We start from the raw sequence: 11,668 nt of genomic DNA, 5'->3' as shown, positions 1-11,668 counted from the left end.
CCAGGGCTCCATCGGTTTTCAGGAGCGCGCCATGCGTATCGAGTTCGTCACCGCCGACACCCAAGCCGGCGCCAACGCCGCCCTGGCGGTCCTGGCCTACGAGGCCGCCGCCCTGTCGCCGGAGGCCAAGGCCGTCAACGAGGCCACGGGCGGCGCCCTGGCCCGCGCGGTGGCCGGCGGACGCTTCACCGGCGCCAAGGGCCAGACCCTGGACCTGATCGCCCCTGCCGGCCTGGACGCCGCCCGCGTGCTGCTGGTCGGCGTCGACGGCGACGGCGCGGTCGAGCCCGAGACGGTCGAGATCGCCGCCGGCCACGCCTTCCAGGCGCTGAAGGCCTCGGGCGTCACCGAACTGGTGCTGAAGCTGGGCGGCGACGCCGAGACGGCGGCCCGCGCGGCCTTCGGCGTCAAGCTGGCGGCCTATCGCTTCGACAAGTACCGCACCACCGAGAAGGCCGAGAAGAAGCCCTCGGTCGGGGTGGTCAAGGTGGCCGCCGCCGATCCGGCCAAGGCCCAGAAGGCGTTCGCCGGTCTGGAAGCCCTGGCCGACGCCGTCCTGTTCAGCCGTGACCTGGTCTCGGAACCGGCCAATATCCTGCACCCGGAAGAATTCGCCGCCCGCGTGAAGGGCCTGGAGACGCTGGGCCTGGAGGTCGAGATCCTGGGCGAGGCCGAGATGGCCAAGCTGGGCATGGGCTCGCTGCTGGGCGTGGGGCAGGGCAGCGTCCGCGAGAGCCAGCTGGTGGTGATCAAGTGGCTGGGCGCGTCCGACAAGTCGGCCCAGCCGGTGGCCTTCGTCGGCAAGGGCGTCTGCTTCGACACCGGCGGCATCTCGATCAAGCCGGCCGACGGCATGGAGGACATGAAGTGGGACATGGGCGGCGCGGCCGCCGTGGCCGGCGTCATGCACGCCCTGGCCGGCCGCAAGGCCAAGGTCAACGCCATCGGCATCCTGGGCCTGGTCGAGAACATGCCCGACGGCAACGCCCAGCGCCCCGGCGACGTGGTCACCTCGATGTCGGGCCAGACCATCGAGGTCATCAACACCGACGCCGAGGGCCGCCTCGTGCTGGCCGACGCGCTCTGGTACTGCCAGGACCGCTTCAAGCCCAAGTTCATGATCGACCTGGCCACCCTGACTGGCGCGATCATCATCTCGCTGGGTAACGACCTGGGCGGTTTGTTCAGCAATAACGACGGTTTGTCGGAAAAACTTCTCGCCGCCGGCAAGGCCGAGCGCGAGCCGCTGTGGCGTCTGCCGATGCCGGCCGCCTACGAGAAGCAGATCGAAAGCCCGATCGCCGACATGAAGAACATCGGCGGCCGCCCGGCCGGCTCGATCACCGCCGCCCTGTTCCTGCAGAAGTTCGTCAACGGCCTGCCGTGGGCGCACCTGGACATCGCCTCGGTGGCCTGGAAGAAGCCCTCGACCGACCCGACCGTCCCGGACGGCGCGGTGGGATTCGGCGTGCGGCTGCTGAACCGCCTGGTGGCGGACTCCTACGAAGGCTGACCTTGACCGACGCGTCCTGCGACATCTGGTTCTACCACCTCGAGCGCAGCCCCTTGGAAGAGGTGCTGCCCGGGCTGCTGGAGAAGACCCTGGGACGCGGCTGGCGGGCCCTGGTGCGTGGCGGCGATCCCGCCCGCCTGCGCGCGCTGGACGCCCATCTCTGGACGTTCAGGGACGACAGCTTCCTGCCGCACGGGCTGGACGACGAGCCGATGGCCGACCGCCAGCCGGTGCTGCTGAGCGACAAGCTGGACAACCCGAACGGCGGTCAGGCGTTGTTCCTGCTCGACGGGGCCGAACCGGGCGATCTCTCGGCGTTCGAACGGTGCATCCTGCTGTTCGACGGCCGCGACGAGGAGGCCCTGCGCCTGGCGCGGGGTCGATGGAAGGCCTTCAAGGGCGCGGGACATCCCGTKTCCTACTGGCGCCAGGGCGCCGAGCGCGGATGGGAGAAGCAGGCATGAAGCGTTTCGCGTTGGGCAGCGTCATCCTGATCCTGGCCGCCTGTTCCAGCGCGCCGCCGCCGCCCGCGCCGATGCCGCCGCCGGCCACGCCGACCGCGCCGCCGGCCATCGCCCTGCCCAAGCCGCCCGAACCCGAGAAGGACCAGTGCGGCCTCAAGGACGCCCAGGCCTTCGTCGGCAAGAACCGCACCGAGCTGCCCGCGCCGGTCGATCCCTCGCGCTGGCGCGTGGCCTGCACGACCTGTCCGGTGACCATGGACTACCGTCCGGACCGGCTGAACATCCTGTTCAACCCCGACACCGGAGTCGTCCAGCAGGTGAAGTGCGGCTAGGGCCGCGACGCCTTCGACCAGACGTTGTCGGCGTCCCCGGCCGTGGGGCTAGACCCCAGGGTCGGTGGGTGTTTCGCCCGATGGCTCCGCCCCGGGTGAAGTGGCAGCGTGGCCGTTATGGGCTGCGCGTTCCGTCATCTCCTGTGGCTTCCGTTCGCGGTGATCGCGAGCGCGTCCCCCGCCTTGGCGGAGATCGACCAGGACGTCCTGGCGGTCCGCACGGAGGTCCGGCCGCAATGCCGCGTCCAGGCCGGCGACCTGGACCTGGGCCTCTACCACCCCGACCAACCCTCCCGGGCCACCTCGTCGATCGAGCTGCAATGCACGCCGGGCGTGGTCGCGCGCATCGCCCTGAGCGGCGGCCAGTCGGGCGACCCGATGAACCGCGCCATGCAGGCCAAGGGGCAGCTGCACTACCAGCTCTACAAGGACGAGGCCCGCACCCAGGTGTTCGCCGACCGCAACAGGACCGAGATGCAGGACCTGAAGACGACGGGCCTGCCGCAGCGCGTGCTGGTCCACGGCGAGGCGCCCGCCGGCCAGTCGGTCCCCGAAGGGACCTACGTGGACATCGTCGTCGTCACGGTCACCTATTGAAAGGACATGCCATGCGATCCCTGACCCTGTCGGCGTTCCTGGCCATGGTGCTGAGCCTCCTGGGCCTGCTGCTCGGCGCCCGGCAGGCGGCGGCCCAGACCGCCACCGACACCTTCCAGGTCCGGGCCCAGGTCACCAAGACCTGCACGGTCGTGGCCAACGACCTGGACTTCGGCATCTACAATTCCTCGCAGCAGAGCCGCGCCTCCACCGACATGACGGTGCAGTGCACCCCGCTGACGGCCTTCTCGGTCGAGATCGGGGCCGGCGGTTCGGGCAACCGCAACGATCGCTGGATGAACGGCCCCGGCGTCAACCGACTGCGCTACGGGCTCTACAAGGACGGCGGCTACACCCAGCCGATGATGACCACGGGATCCGACTTCACCGGCGTGAGCGATCCCCAGGGCACCCCGATCCGGTACCAGATGTACGGCCAGATCGTGGCCAACCAGAGCGTTCCGGCCGGTGACTATCTCGACACCGTGACCGTGACCGTCACCTACTKAGGGAGAACGGCAATGAAGGCATTTTGGGTTGGCTTCGCCGCGGTCGCGTCGTTCGCCTGCACCCTGGCGGCCGCCCCACCGGCCGCCCTGGCGGGCTCGGTCGAGCTGTCGCCGATCACCCTGCAGATGGTCGGCAAGGAACGCACCACCACCTTGCGGGTCCGCAACACCGAGGCCCAGCCGATCACGCTGCAGCTGCGCGCGGTGGACTGGGAGCAGTCCCAGGGCGAGGACGCCTACACCCGGTCCCAGACCCTGGCGGTCAGTCCGCCGGTGTTCACCCTCAAGCCCGGCGAGACCCAGACGGTGCGCGTCGTCGTCGAGGGGGTGGACACGGTCAAGACCGAGAAGGCCTATCGCCTKATCCTGGACCAGATCCCGGAGGGCCATCTCAAGGGAGACGCCGGCGTCGTCGTGCCGATCCGGGTGCTGCTGCCGGTGTTCCTCACCCCGTCGGCCGGCTCGCGGCCCAAGCTGTCCTGGTCGCTGAGCGCCTCGCCCTCGGGCGGCGTGCTGACGGCAAAGAACACTGGCGACGCCCGCGAGCGGCTGGTCGGCCTGAAAGTGACCAGCGGCGCGACCGAGATCTCGAACGAGCAGGGCCTGAGCGGCTACGTGCTGGCTGGCTCCAGCCGGAACTGGACCTTGAGCGGGGCGGGGGCGGGGAAGGCCACGGTCTCGGTCACCGGGGAGGGCCTGTTCGAGCCGATCAAGGCCGACGTTTCACCCTAAGCCGCGCCCATGGGATCGTGGCGGCGCGGGGCCTTGGCGATGAGCTTCTGGGCGGTCGCCGCCGCCGGGCGGACCCAGGTTCCGCCCCCGCCGACCTCGGCGATCCCGGAGGCGACGATCGATCCTACCGCGCCGATAACCTACTATCTCGACGTGCGGATCAACGACTGGCCCGTCCGGCTGGTGGCCAGGTTCCGTGACGAGAAAGGCCGCCTGTCGCTGCCCGCGGACCAGTTCGAAGGCCTGGGGTTCCGCCTCGACGAGGCCTGGGTCACCCGGGAGGGCGAGGCTCGGCGCGTCTATCTCGACAAGGTCCCGGGCCTGTCCTGGCGGGTGGACTCCCAGGCCCAGATCATCGCGATCACCGCGCCGTTCGAGATCCTGGCGCCCGAGAAGCTGGCCGTCGCGCCCGGCCCCTTGCACGTCGAGGCGCAATCGGGACGCGGGGCGCTCCTCAGCTACGACCTGTACGGCGAATGGGCCGCCAAGCCCAATGAGGGCAGCTATGGCCGCAGCCTGAGTTCGGCCCTGGAAGCGCGGCTGTTCTCTTCGCGCTACACCCTGGTCTCGACCGGCGCCGTCGCCTGGTCGGAAGCCTCCACCCAGGCCATCCGCTACGAAAGCTACCTGKCCTTCGACGACCAGGAGCGGGCGCGCACCCTGCGGATCGGCGACGGCACCAGCCGCGCCCTGAACTGGAGCCGGAACCTGCGCTTCGGCGGCGTCCAGTACCAACGCAACTACAGCCTCCGCCCCGACCTGGTCATGACGCCGTTGCCGGAATTCACCAGCGGCGTGACGACGCCGTCGACCCTGGACCTCTACATCAACGGCGTGAAACGCTATTCCGGCGCCGTGCGGCCCGGCGCCTTCCAGCTGGGCCAGCTGCCGGTCCTGACCGGCTCCAACAGCGTCACCGTCGTCGTCACGGACGTCGACGGGCGCGAGCGCGCCGTGAACCTGCCGTTCTACATGAACACCCAGATGCTGGGGCGGGGGATCACCGACTTCAGCTTCGAGGCCGGAGCGGTTCGCCGGGATTTCGGGATCGAGAGCGGGAACTACGGCCAGACCTTCGTCTCGGGCGTCTGGCGGCGGGGCCTGTCCGACGCCCTGACCGTGGAGCTCCACGGCGAGGCGGCCAAGGGGCTGGCCATGGGCGGTCTCTCGTTCGGCGGGGCGGTGCGGGACCTGTTCGCGATCGGCGGATCGTTCGCGGTCAGCCACAGCCCGGACGGCGACGGGACCCTGTGGGCCATCGGCTTTGACCGCACGACCCCCTGGTTCAGCTTCATCGGTCGCCACGAGGAGGCCTCGGCCGGTTTCAAGGACATCGCCGCCGTCGCGGACGAGCCGCACACCCGCAAGCGCGACAGCGCCGCCGTCGGCCTGAGCATGGGCAAGGGCGGGACGCTGAACCTGGCCTACGTCTCCGAGACCCGGGCCGACGGCGTGAAGACCCCCGTGGCCACCGCCAGCTACTCGGCCGACCTGTTCGGTCGCCGCGCCCGCCTGATGGTCACCGGCTACGGCGTCCTCGACGAGCACGACCAGTGGGGCCTCGGGGTGACGCTGTCCGTGCCCCTGGGGCGGCGGGGCCTGGCCACCGCCGGCGCGCACCAGCGGCCGGAGGGCCGGGCCTACGAGCTGGAGGCGCGGGGCACGACGATGGACGACCGCCTGATCTGGCAGATCCGCGACGTGGAAGGACCGACCCCGAACCGCTCGGCGGAGCTGCGCTGGGACGGCTCGACCCTCGACGGCCAGGTGAGGGTCCGAAACGACGAGGTCACCACCACCTTGCAGGTTGAGGCGGCCCAGTCGCTGGTGCTGTTCGACGGCCATCTGTTCGTGGCGGATCGGGTCGATGACGCGTTCGCGGTCGTGCGGGTGGGGAAGAGCGCCGGCGTCGAGGTGTTCCGCGAGAACCAGCCGGTGGGCCGCACCGACGCCGGCGGCCGGCTCTTCGTGAACCATCTGCGCGCCTACGAGAGCAACGGCCTGTCGATCGATCCCGCCGGCCTGCCGCTGGACGCGGTCCCCGACACCACCAGCAAGACGGTGGCGCCCCGCCGCGGCGCCGGCGCGCCGCTGGTCTTCGAGGTCGTCGAGGAACGCTCGGCCCTGGTGGTCCTGATGACCAAGAGCGGATCCGCGCCGCCGGCCGGCGCCGAGGTCCGCCTGGGCGACCGCGTCTTTCCCATGGGCTACGGCGGCGAGGTCTACTTGCGGGGGCTGGAGGTGGGGCGCAACCTGATCCGGGTGCTGTGGCGCGACCACGATTGCCAGGTGGTCGTCACCGTCCCGGATCAGCCGGGCGAGATCGTCAAGCTGGGGCCCTACGCATGCACGCCCTGACCGTCCGAACAGCGTCCATCGCCGCCCTGGTCCTGACGTTCGGCCTGGTCCTGGCCCCGGCGACGCCCGCCGTCGCCCAGTCCCACGCCGGCGCCTGCAACATCACGGTCCTGGAGCTGTCGTTCGGCGAGTACGACGTCTTCGCCTCCAACCGGACCCGGGCGGTCGCGCGGGTGAAGGTGGACTGCGGGGGCGTGAGCACCAAGATCCGGCCGACGATCGAGCTCAGCGCCGGCATGTCGCAGGATTTCGGCCGTCGGACCCAGGTCTCGGGCGCCAATGTGCTGGTCTACAACATCTATGCCGACCAGGCCCTGACCCAGATCGTCGGGGACGGTTCGTCCGGAACGACGGTCCTGTTCCCCGAGCTGGTGGGCGGCCCGGGCGGCAGCGTCAGCAGCGTCGACCTGTACGGCGCGATCGAGCCGCGACAGTTCGTACCACCGGGTTCATACTTCGACAGCGTATACGTGACGTTGACCTTCTGAGGGGTTGGATGAGCCATGATCCCGGTTCTCGTCTCCTTCCTCGCCGCCACGGCGGCCGTCGCCGGGCCCGGGGCCCCGCCTTCGAGGCCTTCCGCCATGTCGGGCCTGATCAGCACCGGCCAGATGATCGTGCGGGCCAAGGTCGTCGACCGCTGCGAGGTCGGCCCCGGCGGCGCGGTCTGCCAGGGCGGCGCGACAATCAAGCCGCTGGCGGTCGACCGGCCCACGAGCGTGCGGGTCGACATCGTCTTCTGACAATCTAGACAACGTTGTCATCGGTGACCTAAAGTGGCCTGACCAGTTCGCCCGCGAGAGGCGACGTCGGGAGATCCGCCCAGATGAAAGCCTTGTTCGCCGCCGCGGCGTCGCTCGCCCTGTTGTCCGTCGGGACCGCCCATGCTGACGGCTACCTCCGGGCCAAGGAGAAGCGGATCGTCGACGAGACCGGGCGGCCGGTGATCCTGCGCGGCATGGGCCTGGGCGGCTGGATGCTGCAGGAAGGCTACATGCTGCGCCTGGGCGAGCTGGGCAAAGGCCAGGAGCACGTGATCCGGGCCGAGACCGCCAAGCTGATCGGCCCCGAGCGCGAGGCCGCCATCCACCAGGCCTGGCTCGACAACCACACCACCAAGGCCGACATCGACGCCATGGCCGCCATGGGCTTCAACTCGGTGCGCCTGCCCATGCACTACGGCCTGCTGACCCTGGCCGCCGACCAGGAACCGGTCCCCGGCCAGGACACCTGGAAGGAGGACGGCTTCAAGCGCATCGACGACCTGCTGGCCTGGACCAAGGCCAACGGCATGTACCTGATCCTGGACCTGCACGCCGCGCCGGGCGGGCAGGGGAACGACCTGCCGATCGCCGACCGCGATCCGTCCAAGCCCTCGCTGTGGCAGAGCCCCGAGAACCGCCGCAAGGTGGTGGCCCTCTGGCGCAAGCTGGCCGCCCGGTACAAGGACGATCCCGCGATCGGCGCCTACGACCTGCTGAACGAACCCAACTGGGACTTCGACGGTCCCGGGGGCGACCACGGCTGCAAGGACGAGAAGCAGACAGCGCTGTGGGACTACTACAAGGAGCTGACGGCGGCCGTCCGCGAGGTCGACAAGCGCCACATGCTGATCCTCGAGGGCAACTGCTGGGGCAACAACTACAAGGGCCTTCCCGCCGTGTGGGACGACAACATGGCCCTGTCGTTCCACAAGTACTGGAACGTCAATGACGAAGCCTCGATCGCCACGGTCCTGAAGCTGCGCGAAGACACGGGCCTGCCGCTGTGGCTGGGCGAGAGCGGCGAGAATTCCAACGCCTGGTTCCGCGACGCCATCGCTCTGGTCGAGACGCACGAGATCGGCTGGGCCTTCTGGCCGCTGAAGAAGATCGGCTTCAACCAGCCGCTCGAGGTGACGCCCAACCCGGGCTACGCCAAGCTGGTCGACTATTGGACGAAGAACGGCCCCAAGCCGACCGCCGACGAGGCCTATGCGGCCCTGATGACCCTGGCGTCCAAGGACGTCCGCTTCGAGAACACCATCCGCCACGACGACGTGGTCGACGCCATGATCCGCCAGCCGCACGACGCCACGACGCGGCCGTTCAAGGATCACCGGATCGGGGCCAAGGGCGGGAGTTTCGCCGCCGTCGATTACGACCTGGGCGCGCTGGGCCAAGCCTATGCCGACCGGGACACGGCCAACTACCACGTCTCGACCGGCGGCCAGCGCACGTCCTGGAACAACGGCCGCACCTATCGCAACGACGGCGTCGACATCGCCCGCGAGGCGGACGGGAGCGCCTATGTCGAGGACTTCGTCGACGGCGAATGGCTGAAGTTCACGGTCGTGGCCGACAAGGCGGGGACCTACGACCTGGCGGTCTCGGCGCGCGGCGAGGGCGGCAAGCTGTCGGCCTCGGTCAACGGCGGCGCGGCGGGGTCGGTGGTCGCGACGCCGACCGGCGCGGCGTGGACGACGGTCCGCCTGTTGAAGGTGGCCTTGCTGGCGGGCCGGAACACCGTGGTCTTGCGTGCGGACGGCGCGGCGGCGCAGATCCAAGCCCTGTCCCTCAAGCCCCAATAAACCGCTCATCCCGGCGAATGCCGGGACCCAGATCCTAAAGCTGGGCGGTTGATTGGAAGGGCGCGGCGTTGGTGGCGTCAGCCACGGCGCCATTCCATCTGGGTCCCGGCATTCGCCGGGATGAGCGGATTGAAAGAAGCAGCGCTATCGCGACCCAACGCCCGGATGCAGCGCCGGCTCGCCGTCGAACACGCCCAGATAGCCCAGCTCGCCCAGCAGGGGGGTCATGGTGTCGGCGTAGTCGTCGGCGTGCTTCAGCAGCGGCGCGGGGCGGCCGGTCTGGTCCTGCAGGCGGTAGACGGTCCACATCTTGCCACGCGGGGCCGGGGCGCCGGGCTGCAGATAGCGGTGCTCCCAGCCGACCAGGGCCGGGCTGCGGCCGATCTCGATGTCGAACGGGCGGTCGCGGAAGGCCAGGTCCATGTCCAGACGCATGGCGTCGGCCAGGCGCTGGTCCAGCCATTCGCCGAAGGCCGCCAGCACCGAGGTGGCCGACAGGCCTTCCGGATTGGCGACGATGTGATTTCGGGACGCGGTTCCTGAACTCATGCGGACAGGAATAGGCCGCCGGGTCTCTCGTTTTGGCTAAGAGACGTGGTTTAGGCTCGTTTACCACAATCAGGGCGCGAGCCTGGGCGCGGAAGGTCAGGCCTCGGCCTCGGCCAGCGCCTCGGCCAGCTCCATCCAGGTCGCCTCGGCTTCGTCCAGCTTGGCCTTGGCGTTGTCGCGGCGCTTGGTCAGCTCGGCCACCTTGGCCGGGTTCTTGTAGAGCTCCGGATCGGCAAGTTGGGCGTCCAGCTCGTTGAGCTGGCGGGTCTGGCGGGTGACGACCTGTTCGGCGGCCTCGATCTTGCGCTTCAGCGGCTCGACGGCGACCGTCTTCTTGGCCGGCGCCCCGGCGGGCTCGGCCTTGGCCGGTTCGCGGTCCACCTGGGTGGGCTTCACCGCCTGCTTGGCGCGCTCCAGCACGAACTTGGCGTAGTCGTCCATGTCGCCGTCGAACGGCTTGACCGAACCGTCGGCCGCCAGCCACAGGCGGTCGGCGACCAGCTCCATCAGCGAGCGGTCGTGGGTGATCAGGATCACCGCGCCCATGTAGTCGTTCAGGGCGTCCAGCAGGGCCCGGCGGCTGTCGATGTCCAGGTGGTTGGTCGGTTCGTCCAGGATCAGCATGTGCGGGGCGTCCATCGCCACCAGGTTCAACAGCAGGCGCGCGCGCTCGCCGCCCGACAGGCTCTCGACCTTGGTCTCCTGCTTCTCGAAGCCCAGGCCGAACTGGGCCAGCTTCGAGCGGCGCGAGCTCTCCGACGCTTCCGGCATGGCCCGGCGGATGATCTCCAGAGGGGTGTCCTCGGGATCCATCGCCTCGATCTGGTGCTGGTGGAACCAGCCGACCTTCATCTTCTTGTCGCGGTGGAACTCGCCGACCTGCACGCCCAGGGCCCCGGCGATCATCTTGGCGAAGGTCGACTTGCCCGCGCCGTTGACGCCCAAGAGACCGATGCGGTCGTCCAGGTCCATGCGCAGGTTCAGGTTCTTGAGGATCGCGCGGCCGGCCTCGTAGCCGACGCTGGCCTTCTCCAGCCGGATCAGCGGCGGGGGCAAGGGGCGTGGCGGCGAGGGCAGGGTGAAGGGTGCGACGCGCTCCTCGATCGTGGTGGCCACCGGCTCCATCTTGGCCAGGCGCTTCATGCGCGACTGGGCCTGGGCGGCCTTGGAGGCCTTGGCCTTGAAGCGGTCGACGAAGGCCTGCAGGTGGGCGCGCTCGGCGTCCTGCTTGGCCTTGGCCGACAGCTGCAGGCGGGCCTTCTCGGCGCGGCGCTTCTCGAAGTCGTCGTAGCCGCCGACATAGAGCTCCAGCTTGCCGCCGGCCAGGTGCAGCATGTGGGTGCAGCTGTTGTTCAGCAGCTCGCGGTCGTGGCTGACGATCAGGGCGGTGTGCGGGTACTTCTGGAGCCTGGCTTCGAGCCAGAGCGCGCCTTCCAGGTCCAGATAGTTGGTCGGTTCGTCCAGCAGCAGCATGTCCGGCTCGGCGAACAGGGCCGCGGCCAGGGCCACGCGCATGCGCCAGCCGCCCGAGAACTCGGCCATCGGCCGCGCCAGGTCCTCCTGGGTGAAGCCCAGGCCCACCAGGATTTCCGAAGCCTTGGCCGGGGCGGCGTCGGCGTCGATCTCGATCAGCCGGGCCCAGATCTCGCCCATCTCCTCGGGCTCGGCCGTCTCCAGGCGGGTCAGCAGGCCGTGGCGCTCCTCGTCGGCCTCCAGCACCGTCTCCAGCAGGGTGAAGGGCGTGGCCGGGTGTTCCTGGTCCACCGAGCCGACGCGGGCGCTCTTGGGCAGGCTGATCTCGTCGTCGCCGGCCTGCAGATGACCCAGGATCAGCTTGAACAGGGTGGACTTGCCCACGCCGTTGCGACCGATCAGTCCGACCTTGGCCCCGGCGGGCAGACTCACGCTGGCGTGGTCGAAGAACCGCCGACCCCAGGCGTCGAAGGTCAGGTCGTTGATCTGGAGCATTTGATTTTAAGGTTACGCGGCGGGTTGGCGGGGAGGAGGCGCCCGGCTATAAGCCCGCAACCTCCCAATCTACAAAC

At 69.5% G+C, this 11,668-nt stretch carries 11 protein-coding genes; 9 read left to right on the top strand and 2 right to left on the bottom strand.

Features of this window, described 5'->3' with window-relative positions:
• The first annotated feature begins 31 nt into the window (after nt 1–31).
• From AC1U89_RS10255 to AC1U89_RS10215, 9 genes are all read left to right on the top strand, one after another.
• Nucleotides 32–1,513 (top strand): leucyl aminopeptidase, encoded by a 1,482-nt coding sequence (locus AC1U89_RS10255; protein ID WP_479899608.1) that lies wholly within the window; start codon nt 32–34, stop codon nt 1,511–1,513.
• A gap of 2 nt (nt 1,514–1,515) precedes the next feature.
• A complete protein-coding gene (locus AC1U89_RS10250) occupies nt 1,516–1,977 on the top strand; it encodes a DNA polymerase III subunit chi (RefSeq protein ID WP_479899607.1) in 462 nt (153 codons plus the stop codon).
• Nucleotides 1,974–2,309, top strand: coding sequence for a peptidase inhibitor I78 (locus AC1U89_RS10245; RefSeq protein ID WP_479899606.1), 336 nt, complete (start codon nt 1,974–1,976; stop codon nt 2,307–2,309). The genes AC1U89_RS10250 and AC1U89_RS10245 overlap by 4 nt, the downstream gene beginning before the upstream one ends.
• A 183-nt stretch (nt 2,310–2,492) precedes the next feature.
• Nucleotides 2,493–2,906, top strand: coding sequence for a Csu type fimbrial protein (locus AC1U89_RS10240; protein WP_479899605.1), 414 nt, complete (start codon nt 2,493–2,495; stop codon nt 2,904–2,906).
• Between the two features lie 11 nt (nt 2,907–2,917).
• Nucleotides 2,918–4,147, top strand: a complete 1,230-nt coding sequence (locus tag AC1U89_RS10235; protein ID WP_479899604.1) for a spore coat protein U domain-containing protein — start codon at nt 2,918–2,920, stop codon at nt 4,145–4,147.
• Between the two features lie 39 nt (nt 4,148–4,186).
• Nucleotides 4,187–6,505 carry a fimbria/pilus outer membrane usher protein gene (locus AC1U89_RS10230; protein ID WP_479899603.1) on the top strand — a complete coding sequence of 773 codons (2,319 nt, stop codon included), beginning with the start codon at nt 4,187–4,189 and terminating at the stop codon, nt 6,503–6,505.
• Nucleotides 6,493–6,993: a spore coat protein U domain-containing protein gene (locus AC1U89_RS10225; RefSeq protein ID WP_479899602.1), complete on the top strand. Its 501-nt coding sequence runs from the start codon at nt 6,493–6,495 to the stop codon at nt 6,991–6,993. The genes AC1U89_RS10230 and AC1U89_RS10225 overlap by 13 nt, the downstream gene beginning before the upstream one ends.
• 15 nt (nt 6,994–7,008) lie before the next feature.
• Complete coding sequence (locus tag AC1U89_RS10220) at nt 7,009–7,248, top strand: hypothetical protein (protein WP_479899601.1); 240 nt, start codon at nt 7,009–7,011, stop codon at nt 7,246–7,248.
• Nucleotides 7,249–7,331: 83 nt separating this feature from the next.
• Entirely contained in the window at nt 7,332–9,074 is a 1,743-nt protein-coding gene (locus tag AC1U89_RS10215) for a cellulase family glycosylhydrolase (protein WP_479899600.1), read from the top strand.
• 144 nt (nt 9,075–9,218) lie between these two features.
• Here AC1U89_RS10215 and AC1U89_RS10210 read toward each other — a convergent pair whose 3' ends face one another.
• Both AC1U89_RS10210 and AC1U89_RS10205 read right to left on the bottom strand, forming a co-directional pair.
• The gene (locus AC1U89_RS10210) at nt 9,219–9,623 is read right to left on the bottom strand and encodes a hypothetical protein (RefSeq protein ID WP_479899599.1); all 405 of its coding nucleotides are present in this window, start codon (nt 9,621–9,623) and stop codon (nt 9,219–9,221) included.
• Between the two features lie 96 nt (nt 9,624–9,719).
• Nucleotides 9,720–11,591 carry an ABC-F family ATP-binding cassette domain-containing protein gene (locus AC1U89_RS10205; protein ID WP_479899598.1) on the bottom strand — a complete coding sequence of 624 codons (1,872 nt, stop codon included), beginning with the start codon at nt 11,589–11,591 and terminating at the stop codon, nt 9,720–9,722.
• Nucleotides 11,592–11,668: the final 77 nt, after the last annotated feature.

This window comes from Caulobacter sp. 05T431, from assembly GCF_056665975.1.
Note: the sequence above shows the minus strand (reverse complement) of the source record. Positions and strands in the feature narration are given on the sequence as shown.